The sequence below is a fragment of the Endozoicomonas sp. PH6C genome, from assembly GCF_059322965.1.
Genome location: NZ_CP185342.1, coordinates 4,101,542 through 4,124,303 on the forward strand (window position 1 = coordinate 4,101,542; position 22,762 = coordinate 4,124,303).

General features: G+C 46.2%; 20 protein-coding genes. 6 read left to right on the plus strand and 14 right to left on the minus strand.

The annotated features are described in order from the left end of the window. Positions 1–3: 3 nt before the first annotated feature. The 8 genes from ACOMG9_RS15855 to ACOMG9_RS15890 form a co-directional block, all read right to left on the minus strand. Complete coding sequence (locus tag ACOMG9_RS15855) at positions 4–441, minus strand: hypothetical protein (protein WP_448217606.1); 438 nt, start codon at positions 439–441, stop codon at positions 4–6. After that, complete coding sequence (locus ACOMG9_RS15860; protein WP_448217607.1) at positions 426–1,220, minus strand: hypothetical protein; 795 nt, start codon at positions 1,218–1,220, stop codon at positions 426–428. The genes ACOMG9_RS15855 and ACOMG9_RS15860 overlap by 16 nt, the downstream gene beginning before the upstream one ends. Positions 1,221–1,492: 272 nt before the next feature. Next, the gene (locus ACOMG9_RS15865) at positions 1,493–2,587 is read right to left on the minus strand and encodes a ShET2/EspL2 family type III secretion system effector toxin (RefSeq protein WP_448217608.1); all 1,095 of its coding nucleotides are present in this window, start codon (positions 2,585–2,587) and stop codon (positions 1,493–1,495) included. 89 nt (positions 2,588–2,676) lie between these two features. After that, on the minus strand, positions 2,677–3,906 hold the full coding sequence (locus ACOMG9_RS15870; RefSeq protein ID WP_448217609.1) for a hypothetical protein: 1,230 nt from the start codon (positions 3,904–3,906) through the stop codon (positions 2,677–2,679). Positions 3,907–4,186: 280 nt separating this feature from the next. Next, positions 4,187–5,296: a hypothetical protein gene (locus ACOMG9_RS15875; protein ID WP_448217610.1), complete on the minus strand. Its 1,110-nt coding sequence runs from the start codon at positions 5,294–5,296 to the stop codon at positions 4,187–4,189. Positions 5,297–5,500: 204 nt separating this feature from the next. Next, positions 5,501–8,137, minus strand: a complete 2,637-nt coding sequence (pepN, locus tag ACOMG9_RS15880) for an aminopeptidase N (RefSeq protein WP_494529091.1) — start codon at positions 8,135–8,137, stop codon at positions 5,501–5,503. Positions 8,138–8,224: 87 nt separating this feature from the next. Continuing rightward, the gene (locus ACOMG9_RS15885; RefSeq protein ID WP_448217612.1) at positions 8,225–9,064 is read right to left on the minus strand and encodes a DUF2797 domain-containing protein; all 840 of its coding nucleotides are present in this window, start codon (positions 9,062–9,064) and stop codon (positions 8,225–8,227) included. A 10-nt stretch (positions 9,065–9,074) separates the two neighbouring features. Then, positions 9,075–9,329, minus strand: coding sequence for a DUF1315 family protein (locus tag ACOMG9_RS15890; protein ID WP_494529092.1), 255 nt, complete (start codon positions 9,327–9,329; stop codon positions 9,075–9,077). A 269-nt stretch (positions 9,330–9,598) separates the two neighbouring features. On the opposite strand from ACOMG9_RS15890, the gene ACOMG9_RS15895 reads away from it, so the two are divergent. Then, the gene (locus ACOMG9_RS15895; protein ID WP_494529093.1) at positions 9,599–11,365 is read left to right on the plus strand and encodes a trans-sulfuration enzyme family protein; all 1,767 of its coding nucleotides are present in this window, start codon (positions 9,599–9,601) and stop codon (positions 11,363–11,365) included. 14 nt (positions 11,366–11,379) lie between these two features. Here ACOMG9_RS15895 and ACOMG9_RS15900 read toward each other — a convergent pair whose 3' ends face one another. Next, positions 11,380–12,081 (minus strand): virulence RhuM family protein, encoded by a 702-nt coding sequence (locus ACOMG9_RS15900; protein WP_494529094.1) that lies wholly within the window; start codon positions 12,079–12,081, stop codon positions 11,380–11,382. A 310-nt stretch (positions 12,082–12,391) separates the two neighbouring features. Between ACOMG9_RS15900 and ACOMG9_RS15905 the strand changes: the two genes are divergently transcribed. Next, positions 12,392–12,859 carry a hypothetical protein gene (locus tag ACOMG9_RS15905; protein ID WP_448217615.1) on the plus strand — a complete coding sequence of 156 codons (468 nt, stop codon included), beginning with the start codon at positions 12,392–12,394 and terminating at the stop codon, positions 12,857–12,859. Positions 12,860–13,156: 297 nt separating this feature from the next. On the opposite strand, the gene ACOMG9_RS15910 is transcribed toward ACOMG9_RS15905, so the two are convergent. Beyond that, positions 13,157–14,026 carry a rhomboid family intramembrane serine protease gene (locus tag ACOMG9_RS15910; protein ID WP_448217616.1) on the minus strand — a complete coding sequence of 290 codons (870 nt, stop codon included), beginning with the start codon at positions 14,024–14,026 and terminating at the stop codon, positions 13,157–13,159. A 45-nt stretch (positions 14,027–14,071) separates the two neighbouring features. Continuing rightward, positions 14,072–14,956 carry an NAD(+) kinase gene (locus tag ACOMG9_RS15915; protein ID WP_448217617.1) on the minus strand — a complete coding sequence of 295 codons (885 nt, stop codon included), beginning with the start codon at positions 14,954–14,956 and terminating at the stop codon, positions 14,072–14,074. 208 nt (positions 14,957–15,164) lie between these two features. Here ACOMG9_RS15915 and ACOMG9_RS15920 point away from each other — a divergent pair, with 208 nt between their 5' ends. Together ACOMG9_RS15920 and ACOMG9_RS15925 are read left to right on the plus strand one after the other, a co-directional pair. Beyond that, on the plus strand, positions 15,165–16,094 hold the full coding sequence (locus ACOMG9_RS15920) for a DUF1853 family protein (protein WP_448217618.1): 930 nt from the start codon (positions 15,165–15,167) through the stop codon (positions 16,092–16,094). Positions 16,095–16,198: 104 nt separating this feature from the next. Further along, the gene (locus tag ACOMG9_RS15925; RefSeq protein ID WP_448217619.1) at positions 16,199–16,708 is read left to right on the plus strand and encodes a DUF2780 domain-containing protein; all 510 of its coding nucleotides are present in this window, start codon (positions 16,199–16,201) and stop codon (positions 16,706–16,708) included. Here the strand turns inward: ACOMG9_RS15925 and ACOMG9_RS15930 are convergent. Continuing rightward, positions 16,701–17,624 carry a 1-aminocyclopropane-1-carboxylate deaminase/D-cysteine desulfhydrase gene (locus ACOMG9_RS15930; protein ID WP_448217620.1) on the minus strand — a complete coding sequence of 308 codons (924 nt, stop codon included), beginning with the start codon at positions 17,622–17,624 and terminating at the stop codon, positions 16,701–16,703. The two genes, ACOMG9_RS15925 and ACOMG9_RS15930, sit on opposite strands and share 8 nt — an antisense overlap. Before the next feature lie 127 nt (positions 17,625–17,751). Between ACOMG9_RS15930 and ACOMG9_RS15935 the strand changes: the two genes are divergently transcribed. Further along, positions 17,752–18,186, plus strand: a complete 435-nt coding sequence (locus tag ACOMG9_RS15935) for an RNA recognition motif domain-containing protein (RefSeq protein ID WP_422134428.1) — start codon at positions 17,752–17,754, stop codon at positions 18,184–18,186. Positions 18,187–18,751: 565 nt separating this feature from the next. On the opposite strand, the gene ACOMG9_RS15940 is transcribed toward ACOMG9_RS15935, so the two are convergent. Both ACOMG9_RS15940 and ACOMG9_RS15945 read right to left on the minus strand, forming a co-directional pair. After that, positions 18,752–20,116, minus strand: a complete 1,365-nt coding sequence (locus ACOMG9_RS15940; protein WP_494529095.1) for an AAA family ATPase — start codon at positions 20,114–20,116, stop codon at positions 18,752–18,754. Between the two features lie 332 nt (positions 20,117–20,448). Continuing rightward, complete coding sequence (locus tag ACOMG9_RS15945) at positions 20,449–21,465, minus strand: hypothetical protein (protein WP_448217623.1); 1,017 nt, start codon at positions 21,463–21,465, stop codon at positions 20,449–20,451. A 126-nt stretch (positions 21,466–21,591) separates the two neighbouring features. Between ACOMG9_RS15945 and ACOMG9_RS15950 the strand changes: the two genes are divergently transcribed. After that, positions 21,592–22,614, plus strand: a complete 1,023-nt coding sequence (locus tag ACOMG9_RS15950; protein WP_494529096.1) for a competence protein CoiA family protein — start codon at positions 21,592–21,594, stop codon at positions 22,612–22,614. The last annotated feature ends 148 nt before the right edge of the window (positions 22,615–22,762 follow it).

Below are 22,762 nucleotides of genomic sequence, written 5' to 3' on the forward strand. Positions count from 1 at the left end.
ACGTCACCTTATATGGTAAGGCAGTTTGCTGTCATGACGGGAAGTGGCCGGGGCTTCACCATCAAAAGGGTCAAGGTTCTCGGCGGGCTGACCCTGCTTGAGTTTTATACTGGATAGCCTTTGCATTATCGCTTTAAGCAAGCCCCAATGTGCTATTACTTCGGAATGTTTAACATGCCCCTCTGCTATTACCCAACGATGAGTATGCCTGAAGGGTCCGGCACCAAAGCACTGAACATCACACTCATCAGAAGATTTCTTCCCTTCATCAATATTAATAAGTGCCCCATACGAGAAACTGTTAGCTTGTAGAATTTCGTTGGTCGTGTGTGTAGCCAGATCAGGTTCCGAAAGAAGGAATGTTCTGTGCATGAGTGTAGCGTTAGGGTTGTAAAGAATCACTTTCATGCATCCATCCTGCTTCTTTAATCTAATAGCCATTGCGTGCCAGTTACTCCATCGTCTCGCGTATTAAAATAAAAGTTCTTTTCATTGCCAACCGATATATTCCAGTACTTTTTTATCAATCTCGTAAAAGCCTCAGAAAAATTTTCATTATCGAAATAATATCCATCAGCAAAATAGGCTTTATCAGTAATTGAGTCATCTGCTAAACCATCTGGACGAAAATCTTCATCTACATTATTTAGAAGATCAGATGTATTGGCAAAAGTTGACTGTATTTTTTCAGGGGTGTTTATTATTTCAAAATCCTTCTGCCAACCAAAGACTCTTCTGGCATAAGCCCAAGCGAAATGACGGCAGGCTATCTCTTTCCCTGGTGCTATGGTGTCATTATCAGAGCGATGGACTTCACAATTAAGGTTTGTGGGGAACTGGGAATTGTCGGAGTCATAGATGGGGATTGGAACACTAATACCATCTTCCTGGAAGGCAAGTTTAACCTGAAGACTTCGCTCTTGATCATGCAGCTGATTTACCTTGTTTTTAACATAGTGAGTTGATCCCTCGCAGGCTAGCGGGATGTTAATATTATAAGCACTTAATGGTTTATGGAGTGCTTTAGTAAACCATGCATCAGGATGCTCTTTCATCAGTTTAGTGTTGGTAGAGTGCAAAATGCTGACAGAATAACCACCAAAACATGCCTTGATGCCATTAACAAGGGATGTTATAGCCCTGACTGACATCAAGGATTCTGAATGATTGTGCCAGGAATGTGAAAGTGCCGACTGAACACCAAGATTAATCTGATCCATTTCATGATATTCCTTTCATTATCAACAATCATAATCAATTTTCTTAAAGCTATAAGTACCTAACCAGTTACTTAGAGTTCAAACTTGCCAGTAAGTTCAAATTAAATGAAAAATTAAATAACACCCAGTGTTTACCAGAAACCCAACTCAAAACAAACCTCTATAAATCGCCAAAAAATTTATAATTACCTTATAAATCTTTGGATAATATCAAGTGCCTGTATAGTTGCCTATCTGAAACAAAAGTACTATTTTCCGAATACTTATTTCCACTATCCCCTTAATACAGCATGAGTCTCATGCCCGGGATCTATCATTAAATGATTACTCTTCAGTGAGCCACCAAAGCTCCGGATATCACTTTCATCATAAGATTTCTTCCTATCATCAATATTCATAAGCACTCCATAAGAGAGGAAGCTGGCTTGAAGATCTTCACCGGCGATATATGCAGCCAAACCTGGTTCCGAGAGAAGGAATGTTTTGTGCCTGAGTGTGGCGTTAGGGTCGTAAAAAATAACCTTCATGCATCCATTCTGCTTCTTTAATCTCAGGGCCATTGAGTGAGAAAATCTTCCATGTTCTCGGGAACGGAAAAAAAAATTCTTTTCATCACCATCCGACATATTCCAGTACTTTTCTACCAGCCTTGTAAGAGCTTCTGCAAACTTGCCTTTATGAAAATAATACAAGTCAGCAAAACAGGATCTCTTAGTCATTTGACCATCTGCCAATCTAACTGGAAGATAGTATGACTCTCTTAATGGATCATCAGCTGTATTTGCAAAGGTTAACTGTATTTTTTCTGGGGTATTTATTATTTCAAAATCCTTCCGCCGACCAAAGACTCTTCTGGCATAAGCCCAAGCGAAATGACGGCAGGCTATCTCTTTCCCTGGTGCTATGGTGTCATTATCAGAGCGATGGACTTCACAATTAAGGTTTGTGGGGAACTGGGAATTGTCGGAGTCATAGATGGGGATTGGAACACTAATACCATCCTCCTGGAAGGCAAGTTTAACCTGAAGACTTCGCCCTTGATCATGCAGCTGATTTACCTTGTTTTTAACATAGTGAGTTGATCCCTCGCAGGCTAGCGGGATGTTAATATTATAAGCACTTAATGGTTTATGGAGTGCTTTAGTAAACCATGCATCAGGATGCTCTTTCATCAGTTTTGTGTTGGTAGAGTGCAAAATGCTGACAGAATAACCACCAAAACATGCCTTGATGCCATTAACAAGGGATGTTATAGCCCTGACTGACATCAAGGATTCTGAATGATTGTGCCATGAATGTGAAAGTGCCGACTGAACACCCAGTTTGATTTGATCCATTGCGTGATCCCCCCCTTTTTTAATTACCATGATCCATTTGCTCACTATATATTTAGAGCACTAAAGTGCTAATAAATTCCGCAGCCGTTGCTCTGTTCAGGAAAAAGTAAAGTTTGCTGTCATGACCGGGGAGTGGCCGGGGTAACCGCACTATCAAAAAAGCCAAGATTCATGGTGAACTGACCCTGCTTGAGCTTGAGGTTAATGCTGGATTGCATTTGCATTATTGCTTTAAACCAGTCCCACCGTGCTATTACTTCAGGATGATTAACATGCCCGTCTGCTATTACACTACGATGATTAAACCTGAAGGGTACGGTACCAAAGCACTGAACATCACATTCATCAGAAGATTCCTTCCAATCACCAATATTAATAAGTGCCCCATATGAGAAACGGTTAGCTTGAAGAATTTCGTTGGTCGTGTGTGCAGCCAGATCGGGTTCCGAGAGAAGGAACGTTCTGTGCATGAGTGTAGCGTTAGGTTCGTAAAAAATCACTTTCATGCATCCATCCTGCTTCTTTAATCTAATGGCCATTGCGTGGCCATGTTCTTCATAGCCTTCTGTGTGAAAATAAAAGTTCTTTTCATTGCCAACCGGCATATTCCAGTACTTTTCTATCAACCTCGTAAAAGCCTCAGAAAAATTATTACTATGGAAATAGTATCCATCAGCAAAATAGGGTTTATCAGTCATTGAGCCATCTGCTAAACCATCTGAACGAAAATCTTTATCTGCATCGTTTAGAATATCAGATGTATTTGCAAAAGTTGACTGTATTTTTTCACGGGTGTTTATTATTTCAAAATCCTTCCGTCGACCAAACACTCTTCTGGCATAAGCCAAAGCAAAATGATGACAGGCTATCTTTTTCCCTGGTGCTATGGTGTCATTATCATGGCGACGGACTTTACAATTAAAGTTTCTGTGGAACCAGGAATTATCGGAGTTATACATGGGGATTGGAACAGAACTGCCATCCTCCTTGAAAGCAAGTTTAACCTGAAGACTTCGACCTTGATCATGCAATTGATTTACCTTGTTGACAACATAGTCTGTTAATCTCTTGCAAGCTAGCGGGATGTTAATATTATAAGCACTTAATCGTTTATGGAGCCTTTTTGTAAACCATGCATCAGGGTGTTCTTTCATCAGTTTTGTGTTGGTAGAGTGCAAAATGCTGACAGAATAACCACCAAAACATGCCTTGACGCCATTAACAAGGGATGTTATTGCCCTGACCGAAATCAAGGATTCTGAATGATTGTGCCACGAATGTGAAAGTGCCGACAGAACACCTAATTTGATTTGATCCATTGCGCGATCCCCCCCTTTTTTAATTACCATGATCCATTTGCTCACTATATATTTAGAGTACTAAAGTGCTAATAAGTTCCACAGTTGTTGCTCTGTTCAGGAAAAAGTAAAGTTTGCTGTTGCAGGCAGGATGCTTTAGCAGGGTATCTGTTAAATGAGTTTTTTCTGTTTCCAGGGGCTTAGTGTATTAACGGTCAATAATCAGGAGGAACATGTGATCGGCTTGAAGGAAAGGCAGTGGACGACCGTTCAAATTTTGGGCATTTTTTACGAGTCGATGTATTCCTGATAGGGGTGGTGAAAGGCGGGTCTACAGTTGGAATTGTTGAATAATTGCTTCAAAAAAGTCCCACCGTGCTATCACTTCAGGATGATTAACATGCTCCTTTACTATTACTGAACGATCAGTAAACCTGGAGGGTGCAGCACCAAAGCACTGAACATCACATTCATCAGAAGATTTCTTCCCATCATCAATATTAATAAGCCCCCCATACGAGAAACTGTTAGCTTTAAGAATTTCGCCGGTAATGTGTGCAGCCAGATCTGGTTCAGAAAGAAGGAATGTTGTGTGCATGAGTGTAGCGTTAGGATCGTAAAGAATTACTTTCATGCATCCATCCTGCTTCTTTAGTCTAATGGCCATTGCGTGGCCAGTTATTCCATCGTCTCTTGATTTAAAATAAAAGTTCTTTTCATTGCCAACTGACATATTCCAGTACTTTTTTACCAGCCTCTTAAGAGCCTCAGAAAAATTTCCCTTATGGAAATAATATCCATCAGCAAAATAGGGTTTATCAGTAATTGAGCCTTCTCCTAATCCATCTGGACGAAAATATTCATCATTTAGAAGATCAGATGTATTTGCAAACGTTGACTGTATTTTTTCAGGGGTGCTTATTATTTGAAAATCCTTCCGTCGACCAAACACTCTTCTGGCATAAGCACAAGCGAAATGACGGCAGGCTATCTCTTTCCCTGGTGCTACGGTGTCATTATCAGAGCGACGGACTTTACAATTAAGGTTTATGGGGAACCGGGAATTATCGGAGTTATACATGGGGATTTGAACAATACTGCCATCCTGCTTGAAAGCAAGTTTAACCTGAAGACTTCGCCCTTGATCATGCAGTTGATTTACCTTGCTTTTAACATAGTGAGTTGATCCCTCGCAGGCTAGCGGGATGTTAATGTTATAAGCACTTAATGGTTTATGGAGTGTTTTAGTAAACCGTGCATCAGGGTGCTCTTTCATCAGGTTTGCGGTGTTAGAGTGCAAAATGCTGACAGAATAACCACCAAAACATGGCTTGATGCCATCAAAAAGGGATGTTATTGCCCTGATTGGCATGAAGGAGTCTGAATGATTGTGCCATGAATGTGAAAGCGCCGATTTAGCACCCAGTTTGATTTGATCCATGACGTTTACTTCCTCTTTTTTTAATTACCATGATTCACTTGCTCAATATTTATAGAGCACTAAAGCACTAAGAAGTTCCACAGCTGTTGCTCTATTCAGGAAAAAGTAAAGTTTGCTGTTGCAGGCAGGATACTTTAGCAGGGCATCTGTTAAATGGTTTCTACCCTGCTTCCAACACGACAGCAGGGTAGAAAGAGGCAGAGATTACAGACTCTTGGTGACTACTTCATAAATATCGGCAGACAGATCAGGCACTGCCTTGATCCGCTCCAGCGCTTTTCTCATGCGTTCCCTTATGACTGGCTGGTATTTCTTCCAGCGTGTCAATGGCGTCATCAGGCGAGAAGCGATTTGCGGGTTCTGTTTGTCCAGGGTAATGATCCAGTCCGCCAGGAACTCATAGCCCTCGCCTGTGCCAGAGTGGAACTGCTTCATATTCCCGCTGGCAAATCCGCCCAATAAAGCTCTCAGCTTATTCGGGCTGGTGCTGTCAAAAGATTCATGCTCCTGAAGTGACCTCAGATGCTCCAGAGTACCCAGAGACGGACTGCTGCTTTGCAGCATAAACCAGCTGTCCATGACCACTGCATCATCTTTATAACGATCCAGATAGTCATTAAGCAGAGAATCAATGGTTTCCCGACTCTGATAACTGGAATTAATGACGGCGCCCATGGCTGCACGCAGGTCGGTCATATTGCTGGCATTGTTGTACTGATCTTCAGCCAGTTGTTGCAGACTGTCGTCTTCCAGTTCAACCAGGTAGCCGAGACAGATATTTCTCAGGGTACGTTTGGCAATATCTCCGGCTTCCGGGCGATACTCACCCTTCAGCTTCAGAGTTTGATAAAGCTCCAGCAGTTTATCTTTGTGAGCCTCAGCAATGGCTTTACGAACACGACTTCTGGATTCACAGATCTGCAGAGGGTGAATTTCTTCCGCCTGCTCAGCCAGACTCGCTTCAGAGGGCAGTTTCAACATTTCTGCTTTAGCCGCTTTGTCCAGCTCTTCATCGGCGAGCACAACACCAAAAGCATCAATGAGTCTTGAATCAATCCCGGTTTCTTTGCCCTTCAGCAGTCCGTCGACCAGATCTTCAATAACCGCAGTGGCCAGACGCTGACCTGCATCCCAACGATTGTAACTATCGCTGTCGTACTTCATCAGGAAAACCAGATCTTCACGACGGTAATCGTATTTGACACGAACGGGCGCAGAGAAGTTTCTCAGAATAGACGGCAATGGATTTTCAGTCAGTCCTTCGAATGTCCAGGTGTCTTCAGCCGCTGTAACATGCAGAACCCGTTCAGTCTCACCGGCTTCGTTCAGTGGCAGGGCTTTGCCATCCTTGTCCAGCAGGGCAACAGCCACAGGAATATGAAAAGGCAGCTTAGTCTCCTGACCCGGAGTGGCCGGACAACTCTGAGCTATTGTCAGAGTGTACCGACCTGACGCCTGATCAAAGCTGTCGGTCACAGAAACAACCGGCGTTCCCGCCTGGTTATACCAATGACGGAACTGACCGAGGTCAACGCCGGAAGCCTCTTCCATGGCTTTTACAAAGTCTTCACAGGTCGCTGCTTCACCGTCAAAACGGTCAAAGTACAGGTCTGAACCTTTGCGGAAATGGTCTTTACCGACAATGGTCTGAATCATCCGAACCACTTCACAACCCTTTTCGTAAATGGTCAGGGTGTAAAAGTTGGAGATCTCGATAAATGACTGCGGACGTATAGGATGAGCCATGGGGCCTGCATCTTCAGCAAACTGTGCCGTCTTCATTATCGCAGCGTCTGCAATCCGCTTGACGCCCCGTGAATTCATATCTGCTGAGAATTCAGCGTCACGGAATACAGTGAAGCCTTCTTTAAGGCTCAGCTGAAACCAGTCACGACAGGTGACTCTGTTGCCAGACCAATTATGGAAATACTCATGGGCAACAATCGCTTCTATACGCTGGTAACTGGCGTCAGTAGCCGTATCAGGGCTTGCCAGTACGCAGGAAGAATTGAAAATGTTCAAACCCTTGTTTTCCATCGCCCCCATGTTGAAATGATCTACCGCTACGATCATGAAGATATCCAGATCGTACTCACGGCCATACACCTCTTCGTCCCACTTCATGGACTTTTTCAGAGAAAGCATGGCGTGGTCGCACTTGTCGATATTGTGAGACTCGGTGAAAATACGCAGTGCCACTTCCCTGCCGTTCATGGTGGTGAAACTATCTTCCACCATTTCCAGATCACCGCCTACCAGGGCAAACAGATAGCTGGGCTTTTTGAACGGGTCTTCCCAGGTCACCCAGTGTCGTCCACCTTCAAACTCGCCACGGGCAATATCATTACCATTGGACAGCAGTACCGGGTAACGGCCTCTGTCGGCAATCACCTTGGTAGTGAATTTGGACATAACATCCGGACGATCCAGATAGTAGGTAATTTTGCGGAAGCCTTCTGCTTCGCATTGGGTGCAGAACATGCCGTTGGATTTATACAGTCCTTCCAGAGAAGTGTTTTCCTGAGGACGAATACGGGTCACAACCGTCAGAGAGAATGAGAGACGGGTGACCGGTACAGTCAGGCTTTCAGAACCGAGGATGTACTGATCAGAGGTCAGTTCGGAACCGTCAATAAAGACACTGACCAGCTCCAGGTCGATACCAACCAGAGTCAGGTCGGGGGTATCTTGTCCACGATCTTCATTACGGCGCAAGCCGAGTACCGAGGTCACCAGTGCGTGATCTTCGAACAGGTCGAAGGTCAGGTCGGTGGTATCAATCCAATAATCCGGGTCCTGATAATCTTTCAGGTAAATAGCTCTGGGTTGGGCGTCTTTCATTTTCAACCTTCCTTTACCATGGTCGTGCTTTTGTTGTTAGAGCTTTTGGCTCAATTTGCGGAGAGGTATATTTCCTCTCCATGCCGATCAGGCTGCAACTGATACGTTGACTTGATAAGAAGTGTGCTTGCGAATATTGATAACACCGGTATCAAGGATCAGGTATTGCCCCTTGATACCCATCAGTACGCCTTCAATAAGCGGTTTTTTATCAAAGGACATGGAAGTCACTTTGACAGGATATTGCTCGACGGGATAGCGAATATCGACGACTTCCGGATCGACCACCGGTGTTATGGCCTGTAATCCAAACTGTTCCTGAAGCGCTTCCAGCCGTGAAGCGTTCATCTCCAGCAGATCACTGGCCTGTGTTTTGAGATCCAGAGGTTCTGCCGTCCCTTTCAACATGGCACGCCAGTTGGTTCGATCATTCACAAACGCCTTGAACAGGGTTTCGATCAAACCGGACTGCTGTCGTGTAGAGACTCTGACAAAAGGCAGGGCCTGGGTCGCCCCCTGATCCACCCAGCGGGTGGGTACCTGAGTTGCGCGGGTGATACCGACCTTCAGACCCGAGGAGTTGGCGAGATAGACGACATGATCGGTCATACAGAACTTTTCACCCCAGGCGGCATCGCGACAGGTGCCTTCGTGATAATGGCACTTTTCGGGACTCATAATACAGCTGTCACACTGGGGCAGCTTTTTGAAACAGGGATAACAGAAACCCTGGCTGAAACTTTTCCTGGTCTTGCGGCCACAGTGGCAGCAGTTGATTGCGCCTTGGTATTCAAGGGTCAGCTTTTTTCCCATCAGTTCATTCAGGGGCAGCCGATCATCGCCCACAGGCAGCTGGTACTCCACCGGCTGGCCTTCTTTCAGTAGCGATTCCATTTTGCGCAGTGCGCCACTCAGACGTTGAGTCAAGTTCTATACCTCAGTCTTTAAAGCGCAGAATGGTGGTTTCAGACTCATCCTGTCCGGATGCACTTTTGCAATTCACAGGCATGTAACCAATGCGCTCTTCTTCGGGCAGGTTATCGTGCTCCCAGGCGATCAGAGCCTCCAGGATGCCTTCTCTCTGGTCTGGTGTCAGCTTGTCACCATTGGGCCAGCGGCTCAGCTCCAGTGACTGTTTCATGTTCTGGTAAATTTCTGGCGTCATCTGAGCCAGAAAGTCTTTAAGCTGCATCAAATCCACTTATCCTCATCTGAATAGTTCCTGGTGGACAGTTAGCAATCCAGGAAAAGAATTTTGCCTTTCAGGCTTTTTAGCCCGTTACAAGGCAAAACAAATATGGAAGGATAATACTATCAAATCGCCACAAGCGAAAAAACGCAGTCTGCATCACCTTACCGGGATGTTTGCTGTAATTTCCGATAAAAAAAGCCTTAAGCGGAAGGTGCCACCAGCTCTGTATCACGAAGTCGGGGCATTTTCTTAATAAAGAGGACACACTCATGACTAACCAGATTCCTGTTATGCGGCGTTTGTCACCCATTCGCAACACTACCCGGGCTCAGGATGCCGATGCGCTGGCCGCTGAGCAGCTTCAACATTTTGGTATTCAACCTGACACGCCCTTTGGCCAATCCTTACTCAGCGCCGCCAGCAGTCTTTATCAGGCAGGTTCCGATATCAGCCAGTTCGAGAGCCTTTGTCAGGCCATAGCCTCACTGCCTGAGTCGGACAAAATCAGTCATTTTAATGCCAAAAAGTTTCTCTGTTTCCAGCTGGCCAAGCTGATCGACATGCTGCAACCCAGCATGAAGCAGGATTATCATGCCCTGGGAATGGATGTCAGTAGCCGGGTTGTCAAAGGTGACTACCCTCTGTTTGCTAATGTCGGCGCCCTGTTCTCGGCCACGCCCGCCGTAGTAAAGACTGCCACTTATCTCTATGCCTGTACCGAGTGGGTCGAAGATGCCTTTCACGGCAAGGAAAGCACTCACCCGATCTACAGCCGCCTGCTCAACCCTACATCGATCTCTCTGGCCAACACCCTGACCGCTCTGGAAGCAGGAGAAAATGCCGGTGAATACATGACCTGGAACTTCAACAGCGGTATGGCTGCGATTGATGCCCTGCTGGCAAACCAACTCAGGCATGGCGACATTCTGCTCAGTTCCCGCAATGTTTATGGCGGTACTTTCCAGCTGATGCAGGATTTCTATGCCCGCCCTGACCGCATGGCCGTCAAGCTGGAATGGTTTGACGGATTTTCTGGCGAAGCATTCAGTGAGAAGCTCAAGCAGGTCGAAGAGAAATATAAGTCAGCCCTGAAAGATGGCAAAAAAATCCTGGTTTATCTGGAATCCCCCTGCAATCCCCACGGCAATGTGATTGATGTCGCCAGCATCTGTAAAAAAAGTCATGAGAAAGGTTATCTGGTGGCTCTCGATTCAACTCTGGCCACGCCCTTCCTTCATCGCCCACTGCGCAATAAGGACAAGAGCAAGCGACCTGACTGGGTCATCCACAGTTACACCAAAGACATCTCCGGCTCTGGCAGCGCCACTGCAGGTGGTATCGTTGCTGAAAGCCGTCGTATGTTCCTGCCCAAGAACACTGAGCATGAAGGCGTAAGCTGGCATGAAACCCTGTTCTGGGACGTTTACTACATCAAGGGCGCTTTCCTGGATGCCGATAAATCTCTGGACATTATCAATGGTCTGAAAACCCTGGAAAACCGAATGCTATCCAAGTGCATTAATACTCTGGTGTTCAGTCACTATCTTAATGCCCACGATCAGATCCAGGTCAACAGCCATGCCCTGAGCAGCCACCCTAACTCAGACTTGCGGGAACAGCAGCTCTATCTCGGCCTGCCCAGCCCGCTGTTCAGTATTGATATGGAGAAAGCCCGGATTCCGAGAGAAGCTTTCATCCGTTTCTTTGATGCCCTGGAACCGGCTTTTGGTCATATGGTCAGCCTTGGTCAGAGCAATACTTTGGTACTCTGTCCGGCCTTAACGTCTCATTCAGAAATGGACGAATCCGCCCAGAGAGAAGCGGGCATTTTTCTGACCACCATTCGTGTCGCCATGGGCGATGAAAACCCGAGAGATCTGATAAGACAGTTCAAGGCGTGTGCAAAACTTCATCTGGACCCGGTGATGCCGGGATTCTCCGAACAGTTTATGTCAGACGAAGAACTGGATAAAACGATACGGGAGACCCATCTGGATGTGCATTCCAGACATCTGGAATTCATGAGCAAAGAATAAAGACGACGATTCATTTATATCTGAAGGAACGGAGAACAATGCTGGATGAAAAGGCGATGATGGATTCTTTTCATCCTGTTCCTGAACTGTTGAAGCAGCGTGGAGCATTGACATGACGTCATGGCCTGATGCTCATCGACCAGGGTGCCTCCGGGCTGACCTGCCGGTTCGTTCAACAAGCCCTCATCGTAGCGTTGCAGCCAGAGAAAGGTCTGAGTATAACGACTGACGATTTCAACCAGCCCCCTGCCTGCCTCTGCTTCCAGTTCCGGCGTTGCTGCTGCTTTGCGAATCAGCGCTAAAGCAGCTTCCAACTCTTTGGCGTTTTCTTCAAAACGTTGCTGGTTGATGGAGAAACCGTGAGTGAGATGGTTATTCAGAACACCGGTTGCCCATCTACGGAATTGAACCGCCCTTTTTGAATTGACTCGATAACCAACAGAAATAATGACATCAAGATCGTAATGTTTTAGGTTTCGGCGTACCTCTCTTTTGCCCTCCTTTTGAACAACTAAGAAATCCTTAGAAGTTAATTTCTCCTCAAGCTCCTGATTTTTATAAATATTTTTCAGGTGCATTAAAATATTTTCTGCTGTTGTTCCAAATACCTCACCCATTTGACGTTGGGTTAGCCAAACGCTTTTTTGAGCAAGCTGAACATGGATGCTTCCTGAATCAGTGGTAAAGATCTGAACCTCATTAGAGTCCGAGTTCATTGATTATCCTCTTTTTTGATTGTTAGAGTTGCATCAAGAATAGTCATTAATTGCTCATGAGGTTAAGTACCTGGCCAGGTACTTATGCCATTTCCTTTTGCTGTTCGGCTTACTGACTGATCAGCTTATCCAGATCATCACACACCGACGCTGGATCATGGAAGCAGGGAAAGAATGGTTTGTATCCTGCCATCCCGGATCGGGTCTTTTCCATAAAGCATAATCTGAATACATTGCCGGTCAGGCTGCTAGCAAAAACACCAGAGTGTCCTAGAATACTCACTGTCGTTATACGGCAGTAGGTTCGATTATGTTGAAGCAAAAGACAAGCCAAAGCTTTCTACACGCGCTATTGGTAGCTGTGTTCTTGCTCTCTGCCCCGGATGCTTCTTCCGATGGTTTCGGGCACATAGAATTCTTACAGAAAGTCGGGACCGATAAAGATGTTTACATAGCTAAGCCAGTGCAGGATCCATCGGATGCATGCGTTGATTGGGTCTCACCGGCCTCTGTGCAAACGGTTCCGGGTTATGAGAACGGACAAACTATGAATATTCATTACGTTGATACGGGGATCTGTGACAGGTCCTGGGCTTCCGTGCTGTTCAAGGTAAAAAGTGAAAATCATTTTGGAAGATCAGCCCAACTTTTGTGGTTTAAAGATTTGCATCAGGATCCGTATGCAACGATAGGCGAAGATGCAGATCCAGACGGATTGTTATGGATTGACAATAGCGATAGCAGCAAGATTAAAGTCTGGGTCAGTTATGATCACTAGCAGCCTGACCAAGAATAGCGCCCTTAGCGAGGACGGCAGAAACACGATGGTCCTGCCCACTTTGCAGAGGGGACCTGTCATCATTGGCACAATCACCGGATTTTGTAGCGGGCATGGAGGCACAGCAGGACTTGGCAGATTCTTATAACGAGGCCCCGGATATCAGTTCCTCACAAACGACTTATTTCGGGGAGGTCTCAGAAACAATCATCGAACCTGCAGCTTCTTTCACCAGCCTTCTGCATACGAGTTCTGCCGACGGCAACCGACAGCACCCAGGCCAGCCCTCCTTAACCATTAAGTCTTAATTCTGGACTTGAACATCAAAGCGGCCAGCCCGCCCAATAAAGCCCCGGATACCAGTCCTCCGAGGTGTGCAGCGTTTGCCATCTGTCCCAGCAATGGCCCCAGAACACCGGTATAACCAATCACCAGCCAGACAAGCATAAAGCCGTAGATCGCCGGTGGCAGTCCCATATAAAAACTTTTGTCCAGCCTTTCACGTACCATGCTGTAACCCATCAGACCGTACACCACACCGGAAAGACCACCAAACAGCACAGAACCCTCTGACATGGCATATTGGGCAAAATTTGACAGAACCCCGGTCAGCAAAACCAGCCCCAGCAAATGGATACCACCCTGATGCATTTCGATTCTGCCACCCAGCACGTAGAACATCAGGGCATTGAACACCAGGTGTAGAATCCCGAAATGAATGAAGATCGGAGTGATCAGACGCCAGTATTGATGACTCTCCAGAGTATGTTCCAGAGTGGCATAATAGATGTAGCCATTAGCTAGCTTGAAGTCTACGAAGGTGAAACTGGAAATAGCCTGAATATTCTCGCCCAGATGAGTCAGGACAGCCACCAGCAGACAAACCGCAAGAATCAGGAAGGTGAAGGGAAAGCGTTTCCAGGGAATGTTTTTGAAAAAGTTTCCCACTTCAGGTCCTCTTCGGGGAGGCGCCACTTCCAGCTCAAGTTCTCCGGACTGCCAGTCCCGGTAAAACTTTTCTACCGCTTCTCCCTGCTGCTCATTCTGGGTCCACAGTACCTGCTTCCCGGATTCCTCGGTAATTCTGTGGGGCACTCCCTGCCGGTAAAGAAAGTGGGACAATGCACTCAAATCCTTATGTGCAGAAAGCTCAAGCGCCCTATACATAGTCAACTCTTGTAATACTCAAACGAGTAATTGTAGACAAAAATGTCACTCTGCATCCTCATTGGGATACCATCTTAATTTGGATCGACAGGCTTCGTAAAAATTGTGATTTAAAGGATGCAACAATCTCAGACTTTGCTTCTTTTTACGAATCAGGATGACATCATCAGGCATCAGCTCGATATCCACCTGCCCGTCAAAGCTGATGCGTGGATGGATTTCATTGCCTTCATGAATCACAAGCTTCAACTGACTGTTACCATCCACAACCAGGGGCCGGTTAGTCAACATATGAGGATACATGGGGACCAGCACAATAGCATCCAGCTTTGGATGCATGATGGGTCCACCACCCGACAGAGCATAAGCTGTTGAGCCTGTAGGCGTTGCCATAATCAGACCGTCAGAACGCTGGCGATAGACAAACTGGTCTTCAATAAACAATTCAAACTCTATGATCTTGGTGGACACCCCCGGATGCAGCACCACATCATTGAGAGCATCGCCACAACCAATGGTTTGACCCTGGCGCTCAACCTTGGCTTCCAGCAGAAACCGCTTCTCCATTCGGTAATGGCCATTGAGCATTTCGCCAATACAGGTTTCCAGCTCATCGGGTGAAACATCGGTCAGAAAGCCCAAACGTCCAAGGTTGACACCCACTACCGGAACATCATGGACAGAAAGCTCTCTGCCTGCCCCTAATAAACTGCCGTCACCTCCGATGACTACCACCAGATCACAGGTTTTACCCATGCTCGCCCGGTCGCAGATCTGAAAACCATGCCCCGGCAAAAGATCCGACAATTGCTCATCCAGAGAAACAGTCACTCCCTGCAACTGCAGAAAATCGGTCAGACGCTTCAAGGTGTCTTCGATATGGGCCTTACCCTGACGCCCGGTAATCCCAACCTGCTTGAATTCTTCCATCGGTCTAAATCACTTATCGTTGGTGAATTTATCCTGCCCGGATGACACCACACCCAGAATTGGGTGACCGTTGTTATCCTTTGAATGTAAACACACCGATTTGAATCTGTTACTCTTAGTCATCACCTGTCGGCTTCTCACAGTCGGCAATGATCAGCCATCATTTTATTATTCAAAGCCATCGTTCGGACACCATGAACTGCCAAAAATGATTCGCCTCTCTCATCAGCAGATAGCCCGGGATGTGCAATGGTTACTCAGCAGCCCTTCCATCATTAACCCTGATTATGATGCGAGGTTTATCTGCCCGGCAACCTGCCCGGTGCATAATGCCCAGATTACAGGCTCTGGCTATTCAGAGCTAGTAGAGATTCTGCGTCAGCGACGGAGTCATCTGCTGGGTATCTATTATGAATCACTCTGGCAATACATCCTCAGACATTCAGAAAACTATCAGCTGATTGCCTGCAATCTTCAGATTCAGAATAATCACCAGACACTGGGTGAGTTCGACCTGATTCTCAAGTCCCTCAAGGACGAGGTTTTTATTCACCGGGAACTCGCCGTCAAGTACTACCTGGGTCTTCCCTCCCACACTCACTCGGCCAGCCCGTGGCACCATTGGATTGGACCAGGTCTGCACGACCGCATGGACAAGAAGCTCAACCATATGTTGCACCATCAGATCAGGCTTTCACAGACGCTGGCTGGACAACGTGCACTCAACGCTCTGGATATCTCAGGGATAGAGACGGAAATACTTTTTCAGGGATACCTTTTTTATCCGGTCACAGGCATCTGCCCACCCCCTGAAGATTGCTCTGTTTATCATCCGAGAGGACACTGGCTACCCTTTAATCAGCTGTCGTCCTGGCTGGAACTCGAGGAAGGCGAAGTCTGCTACCTGCCTCTGCCAAAATCGCTCTGGCTATCGTCCTACAGAGGCCTGTCTGATGCAGCGACTCATCTCTCCGGAGACGAACTGATCAAGCGCATGCAACTGCAACTATCCAACAGTGCCCGCCCTCAAATGGTGGTTCGATGCCATGAAAAAGAGGGTGAATTGTGTGAAAACAGTCGTTTTTTTGTGGTGCCCGATGACTGGGAAGCCAGGGCAAGAATAGCCGCTGAAATATAAACGACTCTTGTTAAACAATCATTTTTATATAACAATTTGTAACAACTATTTATCGGCATTGATAAATAATTAAAGGATTACTTTTGCTAATAGGGTATTGTTTTATGAAACGCCGGAGCTTTTTCATTAACCGTTTCTGCAGTAGACTGTTCTTTCTTCTTGCCACTCTTTTTATTCTGCAATCACCGGCCGGTCATGCCATGGGGTTGATTGATACCCTGACCAGCCAACTCAATGTCAGCAAGATCCAGGCCGAAGGAGGTGCAGGCGCCCTTCTGCAGTTAGCCAACGCCCAATTATCAAAAGAAGACTTCAGTGTAATCAAGGAAGCTCTACCGGAAACATCGGACTTATTAAAGGCAGCTCCGCAATTGACCCCTGACAAAAACTCATCGTCGCTTTTAGGCAGTACCAGTTTACTGGGCCATTTCGACACCCTGAGTCAGCAGTTTACAAAACTGGGTCTGAAGGACGAGATGATTTCAAAGTTTTCAACCATACTGATCGATTATCTCAAGGCTAGCCCCAGTGGCGAAGCCGCCGGGCTGTTAAGTTCGGCTCTTCCTTCAGGGTTAACCGATACCGTGGGCTCGCTGATTAATAAATTCAAGTAGCCCACTCCCTGAAGCCACGACGCCCCTGGAGGCCGCCGGTATGAATGAGCAGCAGCCTGCTGATCCCCGACAGTCCTCCCGACCGGGCCATCTTTTTCAGAGCGAAAAATAGTTTACCCGTATAAACAGGGTCCAGAGGGACTCCGGTTTCCCGCTCGAATTCCAGAATAAACTGAATAAGACCGGGGGTGGTTTTGCCATAGCCGCCACAATGGTAATCGAGTTCAAGATTCCATCGTGTTGCGGCCGGGGAGAGATACTGCTGAATATCATCCTTCAGAAAGCCTGCTCCCCTGAGCACGGCAACCCCCCTCACGCGGGTGTCACTGCCTGCACTGCGAATAATGCCGGCCATGGTGGCTCCGGTACCACAGGCGAGCCAGATCTCATCATATTCCGAAGCCCGGATGGAGCCTGCGTCAAGAATATCCTCACATCCCCTGACACCCTCTTCGCCCGAGCCTCCTTCGGGAACAATCATCAGCTGATCCAGGGAGAGCGACAGTTGTTTTAAAAGCGCCTGCTGATATTCAGTCTCGTATCGCTTCTTATAGTCAGCACGACTGACATAGATCAGTCTCATACCCCAGCGTTCTGCATCCTGCAACATGGCAGAAGGTTTAGCCGGTTTCTCACCGCGAATAATGCCTATTGTCTGAAAGCCAAAACGATGACCTGCCGCCGCCATAGCATGAAGATGATTAGACCAGGCGCCACCAAAACTTAAAAGTGTTCTGATCTTTCTTGAATGCGCCTCAATGAGAAAGTATTTAAGCTTGAACCACTTGTTACCGCTGATTAGCGGATCAACTTGATCAAGGCGAAGGATATCAACAGCAATAGGGCAATTACCTACGAGATAAGTATTTATTCTTTCAACAGGTACACTATTACCAATAAAATTTAAAAAACACATAACCCTGTTTGCTCTTCTGGTTTAACTCTGAGTAAACGAAGATGGCGCAATATGCCAGTGATACAAACGATATCAGTAATAAATAATAAATATAACAAGCCTTCATTCCACTGATCTACGTGCTACAATGGAATCTCACTTAAACATTGTACTCTTACCTGATACCCGAAAAGACAGTGTCTCTAACGACACTTGGTGCTTTGAAAGGTCGCAGAAAAGCAGCTACAGCGTCCCCGGAGATAGAGGAAAAATGGCAAACAAACTGTTCGTTGGTAACCTGGCCTTCGCCGCAACAGAACAAGATCTGGAAGAGGCTTTTGGTGCCTTCGGCGAAATCGAGGAGGCGAAAATCATCCTTGATCGTGAAACCGGTCGTTCTCGTGGCTTTGCTTTCGTAACTTTCAGTTCCGCAGATGCTGCAGAAGCAGCTCTTGCTCTGGATGGTCAGGATGTAGCGGGTCGCAGCATCCGCGTCAGTATCGCAACCGAACGTCCCCGCAACAACAACGGCGGCGCTCGTCGTGGCTTTGGTGGTAATCGTGAAGGCGGTCGTCGCTTCTGACAAAAAAGCACGTTCCGCTTCCAAAAAAGCTGGTTCAGTACTAGCTTTTTTTTCGCCTGAAACCTGGCCATCTGTCAATAAAAAAAAACGACTACCCAAAGATAATCGTTTTTATGTATGGCGGTGGGGCGGGAATCCATAGCGGGATTTTTTGATAACTTACCACCCTATCCGCTATCTCAAAACCATCATGCTATATCATTTTCCTTGGCGGATAGGATCTTTTCTAGAATCAAATAAACTCGCGTACCCAGTTCGTTAGGCCAGCGAGATGCTGGGTCTTTATCCAGCTTTTTCGCGTGATCAATTGCCTGCTCTGTCAAAACCCAAAAATCATCTACCGAATTCCTTCTTGTAGGTATTCATCTGTTGCAAGACGTATTTAGGAGCACTGAGATTAGCCTCCCGAGGGGGTAAAACCTTCAGTTTGAGACGCGAACCCAAGGCATCAGACTTATCCGCAACTCCCCGGAAATAGACCGGCTCAGTTGCTGCACATTCGCAGGCGATGACAATTAAAGAGGGATCACGAACACCGCTAATGCGTGTAAAAGAGCGGGATTCTCTAGCCATTGCTTAGCCCTTTAACCAGATTATTCAAGCCATCTTTAATCACAGGGACACCACCAAAACGCCCTATCAGGTAACCTTTTCGAATGTCTTTATCCGGTCTGGACTGGTACTCTTCCAGCGAGTAAAAACTGGATACGCCTTCTGCATTTTTTTGCGCGAACCATATCTCATCCCGCCGTATAAGGTTCACATCCAGAAGGTTGGACTCATGAGTTGTGACAATTAGCTGGCTATGTTTTCCGGTAGTTAACGATAGAAAGTGGCTCAGAATCGCCATTGTTATTTCTGAGTGTAAACTTCTATCTATTTCATCGATTACATAAACCTTGTCTTGCGAAAAAAGCTCTAATAATCCGGGAGCAATATCCAAAATACGTTGGCTGCCATCGGACTCCTGATTGATATCAAAATCGACGGAGTCACCCTGGTGATTTTTATGAGATGTCATCAGTTTAAAAGTACTGATTTCACCTTCTTGATTTTTCAAAATCTGGTAACGGGTACTATCAGGCGTTGACACCAAAGAAGCCTCACCTGCTTCTATGGTTGACACAATATCCTGTTTAATGTGGTCAGGAACATCATAAACATCTTTCATCAAATCGACCTGCTTTAACGACAGATCATTGATACCTGTATCGAAGCTTCTAAGTATACTGGCCAGAAGGTTGCTAACGGTATCATCGGAATGAACCGCCATTTCCAGTCCATGATACTTTGAATTAGGAAACACAATATTAAGCCTGTGATGAAACCAATCATTAACCTCCGTCAATGGCTTAATATAATCTAATGACTTGGTTACATTACGATCCTGGCATTCAAACAGAAACAGGCGATGCTGCGGAGTTGCTTTGGCAGTAAATGATAAAAACTGCTTATCTTCCTTACTCTCGAACTTAAGGGCAGGAAATGAAATCCGCTGTTCATTCGTTCGAACAAACACAGGGGACTCACCCTTTTTATCGATTTTGTACAGCCATTCCTCCTGAATGGATTTGCTATCTGCCATAAAACCATAGGCATAATTATTCTTGCCACATTTGATCTCAAACTCAAAGCGCGATGGCTGTTGAGAGCACGCCTTATCCAGCAGGAATGGGTCATAGTGTAGATTTTTTCCCTGTGGGCTGCCCTGGGTAATCATTAGCCGGGCAAAATGCATCGCCTTAATCAGATTGGATTTGCCTGACGCATTGGCCCCATAGATAACAGCGGCTTTGAGAGCACCGATATCTTTTGAGCTGCCAGGGGGGATAACATGACCAGGATGGGTGCGTACCCGGCTTGGAACCATGGATAGCTCCACCCTATCCCTGAAGGATCGATAGTTTTCAACAGAGAATCGCAAGAGCATAATAAGTTCTTTAGGTGATATTTTCTCCCAAGATTAGCACGACTATCATAAAAAAATAGTTTTTTGAGCTTTATAAGACTGATTTTCGCACAAAAAAACATACCAAACAAAACCATCAGAAATTGGAACATCTCTCTGATACTTCCTGCTTAACAGCGAGGAGCTGTGTCGCATGCAAGCCACAAAACAGCTTGTGGAGCACAGAATCGATATAGGCTCCATAAAGTCTTTTGATTTGAGGAGCCTGCAGACTCCTCAAAAATTGGCACAGCTTCACCACTATTACCGATAGCCTTGCTTACCGGTAGTAGCCAATTAAGGCCATCGCTCCCTCACCGGAGCGGCTTGCCTACCCGAGTCACATGATCAAAGGTATAAACGTGCTCCACCGGGTTTTCATTGCAGCGTCCCACCAGTCGTCCGGGAAAATGCCAGCCACCCTTTCCAACCGTGACTTCACCTGAACACACCTTACAGTCTGCAATATAATGAACCAGCGCTATTTTTCGGTGACTGTATTCTCCAGCATCATTTTTCGTTGGCCGGTATTCCAACAACCAATATTCCGGACTCAGTGAAATCCAATCTGGTAGCATGGCCACTCGTTTATCCACCAGCCTGAATATAAAACCAAAAAAAGCGAAAAATGCCCCAAGAAACATGGCTCCCCAAATCGAAAAAGTAAACATGATCTCTTTAAGAGAGGGAAAGAAAATTGAAAGCAATGGCGTGAGCATCAAACCAGAGAATATCAGCAATGGGAGGATGACCATTGACAGAAATAAGAAAAGTCGCCAGCCTTTCATACCGACACCATCGAGTACTCGCGCCAGAAATGGACCTTTCTTCCTTTTCTGCTCCTTATAACAGATGTAAGCCTCTGGTATTTCTGCATGCTGCTCCAATTGACGGCTTTGTCTAGCTTCCTCAGAAATAGGCCTTAGCTCCAGATAATATTGATTCTTGTTGTATTGCCCACCCCCTTCAACCTTGCAGGGAAAACCATAGCCTTGCAGCTCGTGCTTCAAAGCAATTGTTTCAAGGCGAACATCATCCTGGAGCGTTTTTTTCATCAAATCTCGATATTGCTTGCTGATGTATTGAGTCTCATTCTCTGGTTGTATATCCCTTTCAATATTGTCCTGCATCCAATGGATCAGCTCCTTTGCTTCGTAGATCAACTTATCGTGAGATATGCCTTTCAGGGCCTGCTCTTTCGTGAGCGTGGCCAGCGATTTAAAAAACAACAAAGGCAGTGAAAGGCTCCTTCTCTCCTCCCTCTCTGCAATAAACAGCAAAACACTCTCAGCCGCATGAAGACTAGCCTGACAGACAGTATCCGTAACCATTTCCTTACCCCTACCAACCCCTTTAAGTGGGGTTTATCTCTGTTTGGGACGACTATGCCATACCAGTATTAACCTCACCAGCACTCGCTGGCTCAATGATCAGAATAGATACAAGAGGATTGGATCATGGATATCGAAAGCACACTGAACAAGCACCAGGCTGAGTTAAAATTCGGAGAACAAAACGGCCAGCTTCTCCACATTTCAGAAGTTAAAAGCGGACTGGACTGTGACTGCATTTGCCCGGGCTGCAAAACGCCCCTGATTGCCAGAAAAGGTGAAGTCAGGACGCACCATTTTGCTCACCACCAGGGTCAGGAGAGCGAAAGCTGCATAGAAACCACCCTTCACCGCTTTGCCAAACAGGTCATTGCATCTCATAAAAAAGTTCGCATACCTGAAGATCATATTTCTGCCAGTTCAGTGGATAAAGCGGGAAAAATTCACACAGCCAGAGAACGGGTCACCAGTGAAATGATCGATTTTGAAGAGGTAGGACTCGAGGTACTGAAACCCGGTTACCGATCTGATGCAACCGGCTATCCCTATGAACAACAGGATCTGGATATAGAAATCCGGGTCACCCATGAGGTAGATGGCATCAAAAAACAAAAAGTGCAGGAAGCCAATACCTGCATGATGGAAATTGATCTCTCTGGTCTGGACAGGGACGCATCTCCAGAGGCCATTGCAATAGCTGTAATCTCAGAAGCGCCCAGGAAATGGATTCACAACCCTGTCCACCTGCAGCTCCAAAAACAGCTACAACAAAAAGCCGACTTTATGATGATGGAGGCAAATCAGGCAATGGAAGAACATGAACGACAGAATGATGCCCCCTTAACCCCGAGCCATCCAGATCACTTTATCTTGCTCGGCTATAAGACAGGCCACGGCTATTCACCCAGATATCAGAAGAACTTCGAACTTTCCAAGCTTTATACTGTACGACAGGTGGTTTCGACTAATACCCGTAATTTCACTGTAACTGGCTCAGGCGGTTACGAGATGGAAGAGTTTGATCTGGATGAAAGCTGTATCAGAAAGTTGGAAAGCCTCGACTACCCCGTTGAGGTGAGCTTGACTATGGGTAGTAAACTTCAGGGTAGGAAATTTGTGCCCGTAGTCCTGGATGTAAAAGCCCGCTGACGCGCAAGGCCCCTGTTATCTCAGGGGCTACTAACGCCCACTCACTCTGATCCGCAAACATAACTAAATTTATTCACGTTTAAATTCAATCATCTATTGAGCTTACAATCAGTCTCCCAAGCTACCGTGTCAAATATAAGGGTGTCCT

Excerpts from the sequence above, each read along its gene's own strand:
- ACOMG9_RS15855 (WP_448217606.1), bottom strand. The coding sequence starts at position 441 with ATGGCTATTAGATTAAAGAAGCAGGATGGATGCATGAAAGTGATTCTT.
- ACOMG9_RS15860 (WP_448217607.1), bottom strand. The coding sequence starts at position 1,220 with ATGGATCAGATTAATCTTGGTGTTCAGTCGGCACTTTCACATTCCTGG.
- ACOMG9_RS15865 (WP_448217608.1), bottom strand. The coding sequence starts at position 2,587 with ATGGTAATTAAAAAAGGGGGGGATCACGCAATGGATCAAATCAAACTG.
- ACOMG9_RS15870 (WP_448217609.1), bottom strand. The coding sequence starts at position 3,906 with ATGGTAATTAAAAAAGGGGGGGATCGCGCAATGGATCAAATCAAATTA.
- ACOMG9_RS15875 (WP_448217610.1), bottom strand. The coding sequence starts at position 5,296 with ATGGATCAAATCAAACTGGGTGCTAAATCGGCGCTTTCACATTCATGG.
- pepN (WP_494529091.1), bottom strand. The coding sequence starts at position 8,137 with ATGAAAGACGCCCAACCCAGAGCTATTTACCTGAAAGATTATCAGGAC.
- ACOMG9_RS15890 (WP_494529092.1), bottom strand. The coding sequence starts at position 9,329 with ATGCAGCTTAAAGACTTTCTGGCTCAGATGACGCCAGAAATTTACCAG.
- ACOMG9_RS15895 (WP_494529093.1), top strand. The coding sequence starts at position 9,599 with ATGACTAACCAGATTCCTGTTATGCGGCGTTTGTCACCCATTCGCAAC.
- ACOMG9_RS15900 (WP_494529094.1), bottom strand. The coding sequence starts at position 12,081 with ATGAACTCGGACTCTAATGAGGTTCAGATCTTTACCACTGATTCAGGA.
- ACOMG9_RS15905 (WP_448217615.1), top strand. The coding sequence starts at position 12,392 with ATGTTGAAGCAAAAGACAAGCCAAAGCTTTCTACACGCGCTATTGGTA.
- ACOMG9_RS15910 (WP_448217616.1), bottom strand. The coding sequence starts at position 14,026 with ATGTATAGGGCGCTTGAGCTTTCTGCACATAAGGATTTGAGTGCATTG.
- ACOMG9_RS15915 (WP_448217617.1), bottom strand. The coding sequence starts at position 14,956 with ATGGAAGAATTCAAGCAGGTTGGGATTACCGGGCGTCAGGGTAAGGCC.
- ACOMG9_RS15920 (WP_448217618.1), top strand. The coding sequence starts at position 15,165 with ATGATTCGCCTCTCTCATCAGCAGATAGCCCGGGATGTGCAATGGTTA.
- ACOMG9_RS15925 (WP_448217619.1), top strand. The coding sequence starts at position 16,199 with ATGAAACGCCGGAGCTTTTTCATTAACCGTTTCTGCAGTAGACTGTTC.
- ACOMG9_RS15930 (WP_448217620.1), bottom strand. The coding sequence starts at position 17,624 with ATGTGTTTTTTAAATTTTATTGGTAATAGTGTACCTGTTGAAAGAATA.
- ACOMG9_RS15935 (WP_422134428.1), top strand. The coding sequence starts at position 17,752 with ATGGAATCTCACTTAAACATTGTACTCTTACCTGATACCCGAAAAGAC.
- ACOMG9_RS15940 (WP_494529095.1), bottom strand. The coding sequence starts at position 20,116 with ATGCTCTTGCGATTCTCTGTTGAAAACTATCGATCCTTCAGGGATAGG.
- ACOMG9_RS15945 (WP_448217623.1), bottom strand. The coding sequence starts at position 21,465 with ATGGTTACGGATACTGTCTGTCAGGCTAGTCTTCATGCGGCTGAGAGT.
- ACOMG9_RS15950 (WP_494529096.1), top strand. The coding sequence starts at position 21,592 with ATGGATATCGAAAGCACACTGAACAAGCACCAGGCTGAGTTAAAATTC.